Source organism: Sediminibacterium sp. GW821-FHT12F12 (genome assembly GCF_058806635.1).
This window is the reverse complement of sequence record NZ_JBXAPW010000003.1, coordinates 450,386-467,575: the sequence shown is the minus strand read 5'-3', so window position 1 is coordinate 467,575 and position 17,190 is coordinate 450,386. Positions and strand designations below refer to the sequence as shown.

The following is a 17,190-nucleotide window of genomic DNA, read 5'->3' as shown; positions in this document are numbered from 1 at the left end:
TTTTACAGGTACATTACTAAAAGAAACCTCCACTCTGCCAAACACATACCGTACGTTACTGCCAAAATGCAGCGCAGTTCCGGAGTAAATAAACTGTCTGGTATAAAAAAACCACAATGGTGTAGGTACCGTGGGTAAGTGAAATGCTATACACACCCGCCGCATTGGTAGTGGTACCGGCTCTGCCTACCTGTTCTGCGTCATCTGCCAGTGGGGTGTTGCCTGCTCTTAGCATTCCTTTCAAGCGGGGCTGTTCGTGCCAACAGCGATATGGAAAACAGCGTGAACAATAGGGTTAACAGTTTTGGTAAAAAGTTTGCATGCTTCATACAAATAAAGTTTAGGTCCGGATAGAGTGTGTTGTATACGCTTCCTCCGGTGAGTAGATAAAAAAAAGAGGCAGGCGATTCTGTTAAGAATCGGTAAGAACATCAGCAAATCGATAATAAGCCGGACATGTGTAACAGTTTTTCAATTGGAGAAATAAATATCAGGAGGAGCTTAGTAATCCGCTAAAATGATAGACTATTTGTATAGAGATTTCTATCGGCCTTTCTAAAAACAGGATGAACAGCGTGTAACATCAGCCAATTGCGGTGTATCGTATCTGCAAAGTGGAAAGAAAAAAATATTTATTCCGGCGCACGCGAATCGGCCACAATTTTATGAATGATGTTGTCGAGATAAGTCAGTTCCTGTTTAATATCTTCGAACAAACGGTCTTTCTCTGCTTCCGATACCAGTTCCTTTTCGTTGCGGATCAATTGGATACAACCCAGTATGTTCACCACCGGCGAGCGTAACGGGTGCGATTGCAGTCAGGTTATTTCTCTTGGCAGGTCTATACCGGTACAGATTACCGGATGTTGTAAACGGTACCGGTTATACCAGTTAGATCTAACTGGTATAACCGCTATAATGCATTGACATATATTTCTTTGCATAACAGCAATGGTCTGAAACAGGCACTGAGCCGATGGTTCCGGACCAGGTGACGATAAGTTGCCGCTGAAAATGTGGATAAACCCAACTTATACTGAACTATCATTGGGAAGCGACCGGGAAGTAACCGGGATACAACCGGAACAAGACCGGAAAGAGACCGGGAAACAGTACTGTCTTGTATAAAAAAAGATCAGGCCTATCGTGGTTTCCGGGCGGGATTTGTATTTTGTTACAGCATGTATGCCAACCATCAACCGCTGCCTATGCCACTATCTTCTGCACTTTCAGAACGCATCCGTTTTTTCACCCTTTTGCTCGGAGTAATACAGGTAACCATGGGTTGCCTCGTGGGATTGATCCCGCCCGATGCCATTGCCTGGTACCGGGGCCTGGTAATGGCGCATATCCAGTTTACGGCCAATGGGGTATTGCTGGTGGTGCTGGGTTTTTTGCTGCGCGAGATGGCACTCTCTCCCTTGCAACTTCGCCTCTGGTTTGTTAGCACGCAGGCGGGTACCTGGCTCAATGGTATTGCGGGGATGATAGCCGCTTTCATCGGTCAGTCTTCCTCTCAGATGCCCGCGCTCAACAAAGCCTATCCGCCACCCACAGCCGGCTCCAGCGTGTTGGTGTACACAACACTGGTGCTTTGTGGTTTGTTGATTTTGGCGGGGTTGGGGTTAACGGTATGGGGTCTGGTAAAAGGAAGGAAGGGTTGATGTCTCTGATTTTAAACTGTCTGCTTTTTAGGGACACTTACAATATCACACTATTCCCCCGGTGGCAAAAAAAGTTCTAGTTGTGTTTTGAGTTTATATAAATGAGTGTGTTTCTCTATTAAACCTGCGCCGGGTAACTTTTGCGGAAGGGACAGGTGAATCATTGAGTCGTAAACTGTTGTATTTCAGCATTATTACAGTAACAAGTCTTTAGTAAGCCGGTTTGCAGCGATGAATAGCGGTAGTTGCCGCATAAGTGCAGTGAATATCGCTTAACAAAAAATTATAATTTGTAAAATAGTTTAAACCTCTTTTTTTGTATACTTTTCAATTAACCAAACTAACCGATAGAAAGTGCATTATCGCTATAGTTATTTTTTTGGGTCATGTAGTCTTTTGAGAAACCGATCCTCCCTGCCTGTATTTTTAATGGGTTGCTGTTTTTTTGTAAATAGTCTCAGAGCGCAACAGGTTGAAAAGATCTACCTTAATCCTAAGAGCCCCGTCATTCAAAAACAAACAAGCTTTGTAGACTCCCTTCAATTTACAGCTTTTGAATCTGTTGCAGGGGTCAGCTTTAATGAATATGCCAACGTGCGTTTGACGCATGCATATTTCCTCGTTACAGATTACACTGCAGGATTTTTATACATCTATACAAAGAAGGGAGCCTTTGTTAAGAAAATAAACTTTAAATCACTGACTAACGATTTATACCCAGCCTACAACGCGAAAACAAATGAAATTGTATTCTTTGGTAATAACAACAACTATACACTTACCTCGAAAGACAGGGTAAAGATTCAATTGGATTGGAGTAATGAGCGTAACCTGAAGTATTTCAAAAAATATGTCATCGATTTAAGTGATACTTCTTTTGAGATCAAAAAAGCGAAGCCTGATAAGTATAACCTCATAGGCGCCTATGCTTTTTATGCAGACCAGTACATTCAGACAAAAATTACTACCAGCCCTCTATATAAAGACAGCACCGGGTATGAAGTGAACTTATATAAGAATGAGAAACTGGTAAAAAACTATTTCCCCTATAACCGTGTGAATGAACCCAGATTCCTGTTCAGTGAAGAAAACGTGTCTGTCCCTTCTTCAGGTTCGCCCAATATATCTTATTTGATGAGGCCCTACTGTGATACCGTATACAAATTGGTGGAAGACAGATTATCTCCAGTTTACCATTTGGTAATGCCTGTTGAGAACAGTCTTCCCGCCACATTTTTTACTGATGTATCCGTAACAAAAACAGAAAGGGAAAATTTTAAAAGAAACAATGGCTGGGCTTTTCACCAGATCCGGGATTTTTATGAAACTTCCCGACTGATATACATCACCATCAGTTTTTTTTCGCACTATGAAGTTTTTGTGTATGATAAGCAAACCCAAACCGCCTATAACGCTACTAAAATAAAGGGAGATTCCCAACAATACAACCTGTCACTTTTAACCGCATACAATGTTACACGGGCAGGACATAAGTTTTATAAGTTATTGAAAGCTGATGTAATGATTTCTTTTTTCAGGCAGAACCCTACTATAGCTGTTCCAAAAGAACTGACTGCATTGTTACAGGGCAACCCCGATAAAAATGTGCCGATACTGGTGGCATTTACGCTCAAAGATTAACGGATGAAAAAACTATTCCTGGTCCAGGTGCTGATGGTTTGTTTTGTGGTGGCTTTTGGCCAGTCGGGCAAACTAAAGGCCGTTGTGTATGACTCAACATCAAAAATGCCGCTTGAGCTGGCTACCGTAAGTTTGTTTAACCTCGATTCAAGCCTGCTTACTTACCAGTTGTCTGATAAAAGCGGAAGCGTTTCTTTTGATAAACTGCCGCTTAAAAACAAAGTGCTGATCAGTATCAGTTATGTAGGGTACCATACATATAGTTCCCTTTTGCAGTTAACGGGGAGAGATTCTCTGCGTGTTCACCTTTCTCTAAATACAAGAGATACCAGTTCGGTAGTGGTAACTGCCAGAATTCCTGTTAGGATGAATGGAGATACACTGGAGATTAATCCGGCTGCATTTAAAATGAAAGCACACCAGGTTGTAGAAGAGTTGTTGAACCAGGTGCCGGGTATGACGGTATGGTCTGATGGAAGCATCACGGTATCGGGACGGAAAGTGCAGAATGTTTTTGTAGACGGGAAGCCTTTTGCAGGATCAACGGACCCGCGTATTGCCACCCAAAATCTTCCCAAATCGGCTATCGATAAAATCCAGTTATACCAGGAATATGACAGGGAGAATATCGGGAAACCTGGGCAGCAGCAAGCTGACTCCATTTTATCAATGAACATAAAATTGAAGGAGAGTGCCCAAAAAGGCTATTTCGGTAAAGGTGCTGCTGGCTATGGTACGGATAACCGGTTTGAGTCTGACCTGGTAATGCAGACCTATGATAAAAAATCCAGTATAGGGATTGGAGGCGGGTATAATAATATCAACAAAGATATCGGTAGTCTTGAACAAACGCTGCGGAATAATACCTACCGGACTACCAACCCCGATCTGTACAGGGTGGGCAGGTTTGGAGCCGGCGGAATTAATAAGAACCATTCGGTAGGTGTATCATTTACGCGGAATTTTGAAGAATCGAACAATAGCAGGCAAAGTAACCGACTGACTGTTAACTACAACAAGAGCGGAGGCGATAGCTGGATTACCAACCTGCGCACGCAGAACAGGATAGTTGCAGGATCAGAACAATTGGTAAAAGAAGAAGGACTACAGAACAACAATAGCAGTAACCATATGGTAGCGGTCAATTATATGAAAACCAATACCTATAATGATAACCTGATCCTGAATGGAACAACCTCTTTTCAGGACAGGAATGAGATTTCATCCCTTCATTCCGAAACAGGGGATGCACAGGGTTTGCTGCAGAGCACAAATGATCTGTTTACCCGGCAAATCAACCACTCTGATAATCAATACCTGAACCTGAATTTCGCAAGGAATGATTTTGACCGTCCGCTTACGAACATGAACCTGTCGGCTAACCTGCAACGTTCCCATTCTTTTTCGGACAGGAATGTGATCAGTGTATTTAAATCCATGACGGTGAATAATAAGGATACTTCTTACAACCGCCGATACCTCAATAACAGCCAGACTTTTAGTGCCCGTGCAACATTGCTATATGGAGGATTCAGGCGATTGCTGTTCGGCAGGTACAATCTGGGAGGTGTTGATCTTAAGCTGGAACAGGCGTTCAATTATGCGCAGGTAAACGGCAGTTCGCGGGTAAGCGATTTCGACAGTTCTGCCAAAAACTATACAGCCAATAAGAACCTGAGTAATGAGAATGACCGGAGAACGATCAGTTATGTACCTGCCTTATTGATAACAAAATCTTTTTCAAGAAGCAGGGTATCCGGATACAAGAATATGAGCCTGCAGGCAAAATTTATGGAGGATATCAGGTCGGATAAAAATATTTCCACCATCGCCTGGCGCAACCTCGACAGGGCTTTCCATTTTTTCAGGTATGAAGCAATGCTTAGTTTTTTCAGTTACAAAGCCAAAAAATACACTTACAACGCGTCACTTAACTATAATAAGAATTTCGACTATCCCTCCATCGATGCATTATATACCATCGTGGATGATATCAACGCCTATAGCATTACGGTGGGTAACCCCACACTCAAAAACCGTATTAACCATAACCTGAACCTGAACAGTTATTTCAATACGCAGAACCCGCAATCACTCTATGCCATCAATGCTAATATCAACGCCGGGTACAACCGGTCACGCAATCCGATAACAGACAGTGTGATTAACGCGCCCTCAGGTAAAAGAACATCGTATTATATCAATGCCGATAGAAGCGAAGACCTGTATATGAATTACAGCTTGAATATTTCAAAAAAGATGAAAAAGAATACGCTGCAGCTTATGTATAACGGAAGTTTTCGTTCAGGCAACCAGCCTAATTATATCGATGGGATCTATAACCTTAGTAAAAGCTCCCGGTTGTCAAACCAGCTATCGCTCCGGTTTTCCCTTGCTTCTATGTTGGTAGTAAGTATCGCAGAAATAGTAGAGCAAAACGAGGTGCAACAAACTGTAACCAAACTAAATCAGTTCAGAAACAACAGTAATACCACCAATATCAGTGTAACCCTCAACTATCCGAAAGATATCAGTTTTGGCAGTACCCTGGATCATATCAACAACTCCAGCCTCAACAACCCCACCATCCTCTGGAATGCATTTGTTACGTGCCGTATCATGAAACAACAGGGAGAGGTAAAGCTGGCGGCTATGGATATACTGAAGCAGTACAGGAATATCTCCAACAGCGTAAGTGCTTATGGCACATCAACCAGTATCTCCAACGGTCTGCAGCAGTTTTTCTTACTAACATTTGCGTATTATCCGAGAAAATTCGGGAAAAAAGCAGGAGAGGGAAAGGGTGAATGGGATTGATTCTGCATAAGTGAGGATAAGGCGATTTTAATTTCTATGCGTTGTACAAATGCAGGATAATATAAGTTCTTCGCCAGAAGATCAATAAACTAAAAAGTGCCATCAAACGAGCGACCCAGTTCAATAAAAAAGTTGAATTAAATCAGGAATTAAAAAGGCTTGAAGGTCAGCTCTCAAGCCTCAAATAGCCTGATACGGAGAATAATGCAGTTAATCTCCGCAAAAAAGCGGCGAATATATTGACAATACGGTGAATGGATGCTATATTTACCGCATTAAATGCGGAGAATGTATGTATATCCATGAACATCCTGAATGGCCGAAGTTTACCTGGAGTAGTGAGCAACTCGCTACCCAGCTTGCTGAAATACGGTACAGGCAAGGAAAGCTATTGGGCCGTATGGAGGCTTTAGGCTTTTCTATGCGCGAGAAGGCTGTATTGGAGACCCTTACCCTGGATGTGCTTAAGTCCAGCGAAATCGAGGGGGAAATACTTGATTCCGACCAGGTGCGTTCTTCTATCGCCCGCCGCCTGGGCATGGAAGTAGCCGGTGTTGAAATGGTAGACAGGAACGTTGAGGGCGTTGTTGAAATGATGCTGGATGCAACCCAGCACTTTGTCCAACCGCTTACAGACGAGCGTTTATTTGGCTGGCAGGGCGCTTTATTTCCTACCGGTAGAAGCGGCCTGTACAAGATTTCTGTCGGAGCATGGCGAACAGGCAAAAACGGGCCAATGCAGGTAGTGTCCGGTACATTTGGTAAAGAGAAAGTCCATTTTCAGGCCCCGGAAGCGAAAAAAATCCCGGATGAAATGAACGCATTCCTGGAATGGTTCAATGACAAGCAGGATTTAGACCCCGTTCTAAAATCTGCCATCGCTCATTTATGGTTTGTGACGATCCACCCCTTTGAAGATGGTAACGGCAGGATTGCGCGCGCGATTGCTGATATACAGCTTTCAAGGGCAGATGGAACAGCACAGCGTTTTTACAGCATGTCGGCGCAAATCCGCACTGAGCGGGATGCCTACTATACGATCTTGGAAAATACACAGAAAGGCGGCCTTGATATTACCTCTTGGCTGGAGTGGTTTCTTAGCTGTTTTGGACGGTCGCTGGATAAAGTCGAGGACACGCTAAAGGGCGTTCAACGTAAAGCGAAGTTTTGGGAAAGTGCTGCAGAAGTAGAAATGAACAGCCGACATCGTCTGATGCTTAACAAGCTCATAGACGGGTTTGATGGCAAGCTTAATTCATCAAAATGGGCGAAGATTACAAAATCCTCTCCCGACACAGCGCTTCGTGATATCAAATACCTAATAGACAAAGGCATATTGGTTAAGGATGATGCAGGAGGGCGTAGCACAAGTTATCTTTTGTGTGAGGTAAAATAATTTGCCTAAAACGAGAAAATAGTTTTCTATCAGTTCGGCTTCCTATAAATCTTGTGCAAATGAAAAAGCCGTTACAGTTTCTACATTGTAACGGCTTTATTTTTAAGTGGGCCCACCAGGGCTTCATCCCCAGTCCTCAGATTATGAATTTTTTCGATAACCATTGAAAGTGCGTAATAATTGTATTTAAATTTGATATCAATAATTTACGTTAAGAGATGATTCGTAAATCGATTCTCTATTCGACTATTTTTTTTTCGTCATTTATATCCTGTAGTAAATCTGTATTAAATAGTAATTATTATGCAGAGCGAGTGAATGCATTTAAAAAGGAGCCAATTGTTACAGGAAGAATTATTTTTCTTGGAGACAGTATTACAGAAATGGGTGACTGGAAATGGCTTACAGGAGATTCTACGGTAATAAACCGTGGCATTAACGGCGATAATACAACTGGTATACTGAATCGTCTTGATGACATTATTGTACGCCAGCCATCAAAATTATTCATACTGATTGGGATCAATGATATTGCCAACAATATTTCTGATATAGAAATCATTGATAACTACCGCCAAATAATCAAGAGGGTAAAATCGGAGAGCCCAGGAACTATTCTTTATTTACAAAGTATACTGCCTGTTAATATTTCGGCAAACTCATTCCTACATAATTACGATAAACAGTCGCATATTATTTCTACAAACCTGCTACTTGAGCAGCTGGCAACCAGTGATGTATTTGTAAATATCTATCCTTTGTTTTTAAATGTAGAGCAAAAAATGGATTTAAAATATTCAATAGATGGATTGCATTTGAATTATGATGGCTACCTTAAATGGGTGTCTTTTTTAAAACAGCAGCATTTTTTATAATGGAACTTCCCTGTTATTTCATGATTACTCAAAATCATTTAAAAATATAATATAGGTTGATCGTTATTATGACTACATAGAAAATCATCTAGGAGCAAAGAATGCTGAGAATTTTTCTGAAAAGAGATTTTGTTATTGTTCTGAAGTTACAGATCTCGAAATTGACGTTATTGTTAATTAAATCTACTTAACCTGTTTATCCCAAGGTCTATTGCGAGAGAAAAAAAGGATCCTAATCGCTTAGAATCCTTTGGAGTAAATAAGTGGGCCCACCAGGGCATGATCCTGGGACCCCCTGATTATGAGTCAGGTGCTCTAACCAACTGAGCTATAGGCCCGAAAACAACAGTGTTGCTTCCAAATATGTAAAAAAGAACGTTTGCCAATCCTGTAACCCTCCCGCCTACGCGGCGGGATGCTCTAACCAACTGAGCTATAGGCCCATCGAATTCACCATAGGCGAACTCAATAAGGCGGCAAAAATAGAAAAATTCACCACAAGAAAAAACTAAACATCTCTAACCGCGCCTTGGCGCCCTGGCGAGAAAATTTGCCCGCAAAGGCGCAGAGGCGCAGTTGGGTTTTGATGGCAGCCCTACATTTGTGCTATGACTCCGATCAAAAACATCATTTTCGACCTGGGTGGCATATTTATGAACCTGGATTTCAGTCTTACCGAAAAGGCTTTCATTAATCTCGGCATCACCCAGTTCCCCAGCATGTTTACCCAGCACCATTCCAACGACCTGTTTGAACAACTGGAAACCGGCCAGATGAGTGAAACGGAATTTTACGATGCTTTTCGCCGCGAAACCGGCAGTGAATTAACCAATGAGCAGATCAAAACCGCCTGGAACGCCCTGCTGCTCGATTTTCCGCCCGAAAGACTGGATTGGCTGGGCCAGATCAGGCACAAATACCGCATCTACCTCTTCTCCAATACCAACCGCATCCATTACGATGCCTTTGTAGAGATCCTTGCCCGCGAGAACAACTGCACCAACTTCGACAGCTATTTCATCAAAGCCTACTACTCGCACGAGCTGGGTCTGCGCAAACCTTATGTGGCTTCTTTTCAGAAAATTCTGGAAGAACAGGCCCTTAATGCCGCAGAAACCCTTTTTATAGACGATACGGCTAAAAACCTGGTGGGTGCGGGTGAGGCCGGGATGCAAACTATACACCTGGTGGCTCCGAAAACGGTATTGGACCTGGGATTATAAAGTCAAAAGTTAAAAATCAAAAGTTAAAAGTTAGGGAGGGTACTTTTACTTAACTTCCTCAAAATCAATATAATCGCCGCCTTTTGTGGCAGTTTCTTTGGCTGCTGCCTGCTGGGCCTGGGCTTCGGCGGCCTGCTTTTGCTGCTGCTGGTACTGCTGTTGTTGTGCCTGCTGCATTTCCTGCATTTTGCGGAGATTGTCTTTTACCTGCGATGTGGCTTTACTAACGGGGATCACCAGCTCAAATATGAATTTGTACGCCAGGTAAATCAGGAAGCCGTATAGGATGATCTTGAACATAGGGTGGCAAAGGTAAAGAATAATCTTTCCTTCCCTTACTCCCACAGTTTACTTTCCTCATCCCCCCGCCCTTCTCCATTCCATGGAGAAGGGAGCCTCCCCCTCTCCACTTTGTGGAGAGGGGGCCGGGGGGTGAGGAAAGATTTTTTCCATCTTATCCCCATTTTCCCTACATTTGCACTATCAAAGAATCAACAGAAGGGAACGGCTACCGTTCCCTTCTCCTTTTTTAATATGGCAAACGAAACCGCATTAGAGGCTATCGAACACATGCTTAACAGCGTGCTGGCAGATGAGCCTGAATATTTCCTGGTATCTGTGCGTATCAAACCCACCAACAATATCAAAGTGTTTATTGATGGCGATAACGGCATTACCATCGAAAAATGTGTACGTTTTAACCGGGCCCTCTACAAACTGATCGAAGAAGCAGGTATGTATCCCGAAGGCGAATTTTCGCTCGAAGTATCCTCGCCGGGTATTGATGAGCCCCTGAAAATGCACCGCCAGTACACCAAAAATATCGGTCGCGAGGTAGAAATCACATTTACAGATGGCAGCATCAAAGCCGGCAAACTGATTTCTGTGGCCGAAGCCGATCTGCTTATCGAACACACAGAAGGCAAAGGAAAAAAAGCGGTAACCCAGCAATTGGTAGTGCCGTTCAGTAACATACAATCAACAATTGTTCAAATAAAATTCTAAACCCGTTCCGCTTGGCGAAACGGCCCGTACTTAAAAATTGAATTATGGCCAGTATCAACCTGATTGAGGCGTTCCAGGAGTTCAAAGACGCAGAGAATATCGATCGTCCTACGATGATGAAAGTGGTAGAAGATGTGTTCAAAACCCTGCTCCGTAAAAAATTCGGCAGCGATGATAATTTTGATGTGATCGTAAACGCCGAGAAAGGTGACCTGGAGATCATCCGCAGACGTACCATTGTGGAAGATGGCGAAGTAATGGATCCATTGGCCGAAGTAGCGTATACCCAGGCAGTGAAGATTGAACCCGACTTTGAAGTAGGCGAAGAATTATACGAAGAAGTAGACATCCTCGATTTCGGACGCCGCGCTATCCTGGCCGCCAAACAAACCCTGGCCAGCCGTATCAGCGACCTGAAAAAGAATGTACTCATTAAAAAATATGGCGACCGCATCGGTGATATCATCAGTGCAGAAGTATACCAGGTTTGGAAAAAAGAAGTGCTGTTACTGGATGAGGAAGGCAATGAGCTGATCCTCCCCAAATCTGAGCAGATCCCGCAGGATTACTTCAAAAAAGGCGAAAATATCCGTGCCGTAGTGGCCCGGGTAGATCTGAAGAACAATTCACCGGTCATCATCCTGTCAAGAACCAGTCCGCTGTTCCTCGCCAAACTGCTCGAAATTGAAGTGCCTGAGATCTTCGACGGTCTTATCGCCATCAAAAAAATCGTTCGCGATCCGGGGGAAAGGGCCAAAGTGGCGGTGGAGTCTTACGACGACCGTATCGACCCCGTGGGAGCCTGCGTGGGTATGAAAGGAAGCCGGATCCATGGTATTGTGCGCGAACTGAAGAACGAGAATATAGACGTGATCAACTTTACCACCAATATCCAGTTGCTGATCCAGCGTTCTTTAACGCCTGCCAAGATCAGTTATATGGAGCTGGATAATGAGAAAAAACACGCCGAAGTATACCTCAAAGCCGACCAGGTTTCCCTGGCCATTGGCCGCCGCGGGGTAAACATCAAACTGGCCTGCGAGCTCACCGGCTACGAAATTGATGTGTACCGCGAAGACGAGGAAGTGGTGGATGAATTCGATATCGATCTGGATGAATTTGCAGATGAGATCGAACCATGGGTGATCGAGGAATTCAAGCGTATCGGTTGCGATACCGCCCGCAGCATCCTGAAACTGACCGCCGAAGAACTGGAAAGAAGGACCGATCTGGAGAAAGAAACCATCGACGAAGTCAGAAGGATTCTGCAGGAAGAGTTTGACAGAGAGGAATAAGCAGCTTATAAGCGCTTATCTTTGTCGAAGAGAGAGCGTATTGGAATAATCAGAAAACTGACCATGGACCATAGTCCATAGCCATGGATCAGCAATAATAGAATATGGACTAAAAACAACTGAATGTCAGAACTGAAATTACCGAGACTGTTAGCAGCCGCCAAAGAATTCAATATTGGCCAGGATACCCTGGTCGAATTTTTGGTGAAGAAAGGATTTAACCGCGATGACCTGAAGCCTACCGCGAAGCTGCAGGAAGACCAATACTATGCACTGCAGGCAGAGTTCCAGAGCGATAAAGTAGCGAAGAACAAAGCCGACCAGGTAGAGATACCCAAAGGTGCGCAGGGAGAGGCCAAGAAGAAAAAAGACGAGGAAGAGATCACATTCAGGAAAGAAGAGAAAAAGCCTGCGAAAGAAGAACCCAAACCGGTAGAGCCGGTGGTTGAAGCTCCCAAGCCGGAGCCGGTTGTTGAAAAGCCCGCCGCCCCAGCCCCACCACCACCGCCTCCTGTAGCAGAAGCTGAAGTAGTTAAAATAGATGCCCCCGAACTGGAAGGCACCAAAGTAGTTACCAAGATCGACCTGTCTGCCATAGACTCTTCTACCCGTCCTAAAAAGACCGCCAAGAAGAAGGAAGAGAAAGAAGAAGCGCCTGCTGTTGAAGAAGCGCCAAAAGCAAAAAAGAAGGAAGAAGCCGCACCCGTTGCTGAGCCAGTTGCCGTTACACCTGCACCTGCGCCTGCACCTGCACCCGTGGTACCCGAAGAACCAGTCGGACCCACTATCACCAATATCAGGGCCGAAAAACTGGAAGGTCCCAAGATCCTGGGAAAAATTGAATTACCTGTTAACAGCGATACCCGTCCGAAGCCTATGGGCAGGGACGAAAAACGTAAACGCAAACGCATTCCGGTAGATAAAGCCGGTACACCGGGTCAACCGGCCGCACCAGGTGCTATCCCGCGCGATGCCAATGGACGCCCTACCGGACCTAACCGTCCCATCGTACCGGCCAATAACAACACCGGCGGACGCGATAACCGTGGCCAGGGTGGTGGTTTTAACCGTGGCGGTGCACAGGGTGGCAACCGTGGTGGCAGCCGTGGACCAGCCGTTCGCAGGGAGGATAAAGAAATTGATCAGAAAGCCATTCAGGAAAAGATCCGCGAAACCCAGGCCAAACTGGCCGGTACGGGTGGAAGGGGTAAGAGCCTGAAAGCCAAATACCGCCGCGCCAAACGCGATGAAGCCGCCGAATCAATGGGCGAAGAGTCGATCGATAACAGGCTGCAGGTGACAGAATTTGTGACCGTAAGTGAACTGGCCAACCTGATGGACGTAAGCTTTGCCGATGTAATTGGTAAGTGTATGAACCTCGGTATCATGGTATCCATTAACCAGCGTCTGGATGCGGAAGTAATTGAACTGGTAGCCAGCGAATTTGGTTTTGAAGTAGAATTTATCGGTTTGGAAGATGCCGATGACCTGGAAGACGATGATTATGAAGATGATGCTGAGGACCTGGTTCCCAGACCACCAATTGTAACCATCATGGGTCACGTAGACCATGGTAAAACTTCCTTGCTCGACTATATCCGGAGCGCCAATGTGGTAGCCGGTGAGGCCGGAGGCATTACCCAGCACATCGGTGCCTACGAGGTAACACTGCCTAACGGAAAAGCGATCACTTTCTTAGATACACCGGGTCACGAAGCGTTTACCGCCATGCGTGCCCGTGGTGCCAAAGTAACCGATATTGCCATTATTGTGGTAGCTGCAGACGATGCGGTGATGCCACAGACCAAGGAAGCCATCAGCCACGCACAGGCTGCCGGTGTACCAATGATTTTTGCGGTGAACAAAATTGATAAAGACGGAGCCAATCCGCAGAAAATATACGAGCAGTTATCACAAATGAATATCCTGGTAGAAGCCTGGGGTGGTAAGTTCCAGAACCAGGAACTCTCTGCCAAACAGGGACTGAACGTGGATCTGCTGCTGGAAAAAGTATTGCTCGAAGCAGAAGTGCTGGACCTGAAAGCCAATCCTGAAAGGGAAGGTTCCGGTACCATCATTGAAGCATCGCTCGATAAGGGTCGTGGATATGTGGCCACCATCCTGGTGCAGAACGGAACACTTCGCCAGGGCGACCTGATTGTATCGGGTCAGCATTACGGACGTGTAAAAGCGATGTTCAACGAGCGTAACCAGCGTATTGAAGAAGCACCGCCATCTACACCGGTAGTGATACTGGGATTGAACGGTGCGCCTCAGGCCGGTGAGAAATTCAAAGTATTTGAAGATGAGGCCGAAGCCAAAGAAACCGCTACCAAACGTGCCCAGATCCTGCGCGAGCAAGGTCTGCGTGCAAGGAAACATATTACACTGGATGAGATCGGACGCCGTTTGGCACTCGGTAACTTTAAAGAACTCAACATCATCATCAAAGGTGACGTGGACGGTTCGGTAGAGGCCCTGAGCGACTCCTTACAGAAATTGTCTACCGAAGAAATCGCCATCCGCGTGGTACACAAGGGTGTGGGACAGATCTCTGAAAGTGATGTATTGCTGGCCACTGCCTCAGATGCCATCATCATCGGCTTTAACGTACGTCCTTCCATGCAGGCCAACAAACTGTCTGAAACAGAAGGCGTGGAGATCAAACTCTACTCCATCATCTACCAGGCCATCGACGAGATCAAGAGCGCGATGGAGGGTATGCTGGAACCCAAGTATCAGGAAAAGATCACTGCCAACGTGGAAGTGCGCGAAGTATACAAATTCGACAAAGCCACTGTGGCCGGTTGTTATGTACTGGAAGGAAAAATTGCCCGGAACAGCAAGATCCGTATCATCCGCGATGGTATTGTGGAATATCCCAAGGGAGAAGGCCAGGCCGCAGAGCTGGGCAGCCTGAAACGTTTCAAAGACGACGCAAAAGAAGTGGCATCCAATATGGAATGTGGTCTGACCATCAAAAACTTCAACGACCTGAAAGTGGGAGATATCGTGGAAGCGTTTGAGGAAGAAGAAGTGAAAAGGACTTTATAAGCCGTGAGCCATGAGCTTTGAGCTGCGAGCAGGAAAAGGTATAGACGACAAAACTGTTCTATACCTTTTCCATTTATCCCCGCTTCGCTCGCAGCTCAAAGCTCAAGGCTCGCAGCTAACTACATATATTTTGTTAAAAGCCCCACCCCATAAGGGAAACCGGGGCTGAATAATTACATTTGAATGATATTGAAGTTTATGAAGTATTTATTTTCAGTAGCAGTTGCTTTTCTGGCTTGCGGAACCATTGCTGTTTCGGCACAGGGCAAGAAAGTAGTGGCGGATAAGATTGTGGGACAGGTAGGAGACCGGATCATTCTCCGCTCGGATATCCAGAATGCCATGGCCGATATGAAACGCCAGGCCCAGGGCCAGGAAAATGTGATCCTGCCCACCGAATGCCAGATCATGGAAGGTCAGTTGATCCGCAAAGCGCTGGTATTACAGGCGCAGAAAGATTCGCTGAACGTGAGTGAAGACGAGATCGATGCGGCCCTCGATAACCGGATCCGCAGTTTTATCATGCAATACGGCTCCAAAGACATCCTGGAAGAAATTGCCGGTAAAACCGTTTACCAGATCAAAGAGGATTTTAAGGAAGCACTGCGCGAGCAGAAAATGTCGGAGCAGATGCAGAGTAAGATCGTGGATGCGATCAAGATCACCCCTACAGAAGTAAAAGCCTATTACAATAAGATCCCGAAAGACAGTCTGCCTTTTTACGAAAGTGAAATTGAAGTAAGCCAGATCGTGATCCATCCCAAAGCCAATAAGGATGTGGAAGAATACGTATCCAAACAATTATACGATTACCGCAGACAGGTAGAAACACAGGGTCCGAAAAAGTTTGACCAGCTGGCCAAATTGTATAGCGAAGATCCGGGTGTGAAAGAGAATGGCGGACAGTACAGCCTGAACCGTAACGACAAAGGTTCCTGGGATCCGGCTTTTCTTGCCGCTTCATTCCGTTTGAAAGAAGGACAGATTTCGCCGGTGATCAAATCCAAATTCGGTCTGCATATTATCCAGATGGTAAGCCGTTCGGGTGATGAAGCGGTGGTAAAACATATCCTGCGTATCCCACCGGTAACGGAAGACGAGATCAATGATGCCAAAAAATTACTCGATTCAGTTCGTAATAAACTGGTCGACGGATCCCTCACTTTTGGTGCGGCCGTAAATAAATTCAGCGACGACGAGAACAGTAAATTCAGCGCCGGTGCCCTCTCAGGAAGAGATGCTGCCGGGCAGCCTACTACTTTCCTTTCCATTGACCAGCTGGATAAGGATATCGTGGTTTTACTGAAGGACCTGAAGCCGGGTGAATACTCAAAACCACAGTTGTACAAAGATGAGCGTGGTACCCAGGTGGTTCGCCTCATTTACCTGCGCAACCGTACCGAGCCACACCGCGAAAACCTGAAAGAAGATTATGACCGCGTAGCCAAAAGAGCCCTCGAAGAAAAGAAAAGCAGTGCGTTGGAAAGATGGTTCAAAGAACATATTCCTACCTATTATATCTCTATCGACAAAGAATACGCCGCCTGCCAGGGACTGGAAGAATGGAGAAAATCAGCGGATAATGCGGAGAAGGCGAGGAACAACAACTAGGCGTGAATCGTCAGTCGTGAGTAGTCAGTGGTGAGTAGGGAGTTTTGAGGGGGTGGTTGATAATATGGAAAGGGTGAGAAGTAAACGGTAACATGTAAACCGCGTACTTCTCGCCTTTTTTCATGCAGCTAACTGTTGCAATTGTCAATGGGCAATGGTGAATCGTCAATCGTCAGTCGTCAATCGTGAGTGGTCAGTGGTGAGTAGGAAGTTTTAAATACTGCGAGATGGTTCCTCTTATTACACTCTTTCTCTCTTTTGCTCTTAGTGAAACATCCTCCATAATCATCAGAAAACCCGATAACGCGGAAAGTTTGAGGTATTGTATCAAGAGCGAGATGACTACAAAGAAAGAAATATTGCCATTCACCATTGCCCATTGACAATCGTGAGTGGTCGGTGGTGAGTAGGAAGTTTTAAATACTGCGAGATGGTTCCTCTTATTACACTCTTTCTCTCTTTTGCTCTTAGTGAAGCATCCTCCATAATCATCAGAAAACCCGATAGCGCGGAAAGTTTGAGGTATTGTATCAAGAGCGAAATGACTACAAAGAAAGAAATATTGCCATTCACCATTGTCCACTGACGATTTGCGTCCCATCTTACTCA

The 17,190-nt window shown here is 45.1% G+C and carries 14 protein-coding genes and 1 tRNA gene; 11 read left to right on the top strand and 4 right to left on the bottom strand.

The genetic code is table 11. The annotated features are described in order from the left end of the window. Positions 1-55: 55 nt before the first annotated feature. The gene (locus AC1RNB_RS07180) at positions 56-244 is read right to left on the bottom strand and encodes a hypothetical protein (protein WP_493081960.1); all 189 of its coding nucleotides are present in this window, start codon (positions 242-244) and stop codon (positions 56-58) included. A gap of 388 nt (positions 245-632) precedes the next feature. Further along, on the bottom strand, positions 633-791 hold the full coding sequence (locus tag AC1RNB_RS07175) for a hypothetical protein (RefSeq protein WP_493081959.1): 159 nt from the start codon (positions 789-791) through the stop codon (positions 633-635). Positions 792-1,208: 417 nt separating this feature from the next. On the opposite strand from AC1RNB_RS07175, the gene AC1RNB_RS07170 reads away from it, so the two are divergent. The 6 genes from AC1RNB_RS07170 to AC1RNB_RS07145 all read left to right on the top strand — a co-directional run bounded on the left by AC1RNB_RS07170 (position 1,209) and on the right by AC1RNB_RS07145 (position 8,393). Then, positions 1,209-1,664: a styrene oxide isomerase gene (locus AC1RNB_RS07170; RefSeq protein WP_493081957.1), complete on the top strand. Its 456-nt coding sequence runs from the start codon at positions 1,209-1,211 to the stop codon at positions 1,662-1,664. A 594-nt stretch (positions 1,665-2,258) separates the two neighbouring features. Beyond that, positions 2,259-3,305 (top strand): 6-bladed beta-propeller, encoded by a 1,047-nt coding sequence (locus tag AC1RNB_RS07165; RefSeq protein ID WP_493081955.1) that lies wholly within the window; start codon positions 2,259-2,261, stop codon positions 3,303-3,305. A 3-nt stretch (positions 3,306-3,308) separates the two neighbouring features. After that, positions 3,309-6,122: an outer membrane beta-barrel protein gene (locus AC1RNB_RS07160; protein WP_493081953.1), complete on the top strand. Its 2,814-nt coding sequence runs from the start codon at positions 3,309-3,311 to the stop codon at positions 6,120-6,122. 80 nt (positions 6,123-6,202) lie between these two features. Further along, a complete protein-coding gene (locus AC1RNB_RS07155) occupies positions 6,203-6,310 on the top strand; it encodes a DUF4391 domain-containing protein (protein ID WP_493082069.1) in 108 nt (35 codons plus the stop codon). Positions 6,311-6,414: 104 nt separating this feature from the next. After that, entirely contained in the window at positions 6,415-7,518 is a 1,104-nt protein-coding gene (locus AC1RNB_RS07150; protein WP_493081951.1) for a Fic family protein, read from the top strand. Between the two features lie 314 nt (positions 7,519-7,832). Then, entirely contained in the window at positions 7,833-8,393 is a 561-nt protein-coding gene (locus tag AC1RNB_RS07145) for a GDSL-type esterase/lipase family protein (RefSeq protein ID WP_493081949.1), read from the top strand. A 264-nt stretch (positions 8,394-8,657) separates the two neighbouring features. Here the strand turns inward: AC1RNB_RS07145 and AC1RNB_RS07140 are convergent. Beyond that, positions 8,658-8,731: transfer RNA gene (locus AC1RNB_RS07140), tRNA-Ile, on the bottom strand. Positions 8,732-9,001: 270 nt separating this feature from the next. Between AC1RNB_RS07140 and AC1RNB_RS07135 the strand changes: the two genes are divergently transcribed. Beyond that, positions 9,002-9,616: an HAD family hydrolase gene (locus AC1RNB_RS07135; protein ID WP_493081947.1), complete on the top strand. Its 615-nt coding sequence runs from the start codon at positions 9,002-9,004 to the stop codon at positions 9,614-9,616. A 45-nt stretch (positions 9,617-9,661) separates the two neighbouring features. Here the strand turns inward: AC1RNB_RS07135 and AC1RNB_RS07130 are convergent, their stop codons facing one another. Further along, positions 9,662-9,916 carry a DUF4834 family protein gene (locus AC1RNB_RS07130; protein ID WP_493081945.1) on the bottom strand — a complete coding sequence of 85 codons (255 nt, stop codon included), beginning with the start codon at positions 9,914-9,916 and terminating at the stop codon, positions 9,662-9,664. A 234-nt stretch (positions 9,917-10,150) separates the two neighbouring features. Between AC1RNB_RS07130 and AC1RNB_RS07125 the strand changes: the two genes are divergently transcribed. From AC1RNB_RS07125 to AC1RNB_RS07110, 4 genes are all read left to right on the top strand, one after another. Further along, positions 10,151-10,621, top strand: a complete 471-nt coding sequence (locus tag AC1RNB_RS07125; protein ID WP_493081944.1) for an LSm family protein — start codon at positions 10,151-10,153, stop codon at positions 10,619-10,621. A gap of 44 nt (positions 10,622-10,665) precedes the next feature. Then, positions 10,666-11,916, top strand: coding sequence for a transcription termination factor NusA (gene nusA / locus AC1RNB_RS07120; RefSeq protein WP_493081942.1), 1,251 nt, complete (start codon positions 10,666-10,668; stop codon positions 11,914-11,916). A gap of 123 nt (positions 11,917-12,039) precedes the next feature. Next, entirely contained in the window at positions 12,040-14,970 is a 2,931-nt protein-coding gene (infB, locus tag AC1RNB_RS07115) for a translation initiation factor IF-2 (RefSeq protein ID WP_493081940.1), read from the top strand. Positions 14,971-15,168: 198 nt separating this feature from the next. Continuing rightward, the gene (locus AC1RNB_RS07110; protein WP_493081939.1) at positions 15,169-16,581 is read left to right on the top strand and encodes a peptidylprolyl isomerase; all 1,413 of its coding nucleotides are present in this window, start codon (positions 15,169-15,171) and stop codon (positions 16,579-16,581) included. Positions 16,582-17,190 lie beyond the last annotated feature (609 nt).

What these genes read in the sequence shown, in the direction of transcription:
- AC1RNB_RS07170 (WP_493081957.1), top strand. Translation starts at nt 1,209, where the DNA reads ATGCCACTATCTTCTGCACTTTCAGAACGCATCCGTTTTTTCACCCTT.
- AC1RNB_RS07160 (WP_493081953.1), top strand. Translation starts at nt 3,309, where the DNA reads ATGAAAAAACTATTCCTGGTCCAGGTGCTGATGGTTTGTTTTGTGGTG.
- AC1RNB_RS07150 (WP_493081951.1), top strand. Translation starts at nt 6,415, where the DNA reads ATGTATATCCATGAACATCCTGAATGGCCGAAGTTTACCTGGAGTAGT.
- AC1RNB_RS07135 (WP_493081947.1), top strand. Translation starts at nt 9,002, where the DNA reads ATGACTCCGATCAAAAACATCATTTTCGACCTGGGTGGCATATTTATG.
- AC1RNB_RS07130 (WP_493081945.1), bottom strand. Translation starts at nt 9,916, where the DNA reads ATGTTCAAGATCATCCTATACGGCTTCCTGATTTACCTGGCGTACAAA.
- AC1RNB_RS07125 (WP_493081944.1), top strand. Translation starts at nt 10,151, where the DNA reads ATGGCAAACGAAACCGCATTAGAGGCTATCGAACACATGCTTAACAGC.
- nusA (WP_493081942.1), top strand. Translation starts at nt 10,666, where the DNA reads ATGGCCAGTATCAACCTGATTGAGGCGTTCCAGGAGTTCAAAGACGCA.
- infB (WP_493081940.1), top strand. Translation starts at nt 12,040, where the DNA reads ATGTCAGAACTGAAATTACCGAGACTGTTAGCAGCCGCCAAAGAATTC.
- AC1RNB_RS07110 (WP_493081939.1), top strand. Translation starts at nt 15,169, where the DNA reads ATGAAGTATTTATTTTCAGTAGCAGTTGCTTTTCTGGCTTGCGGAACC.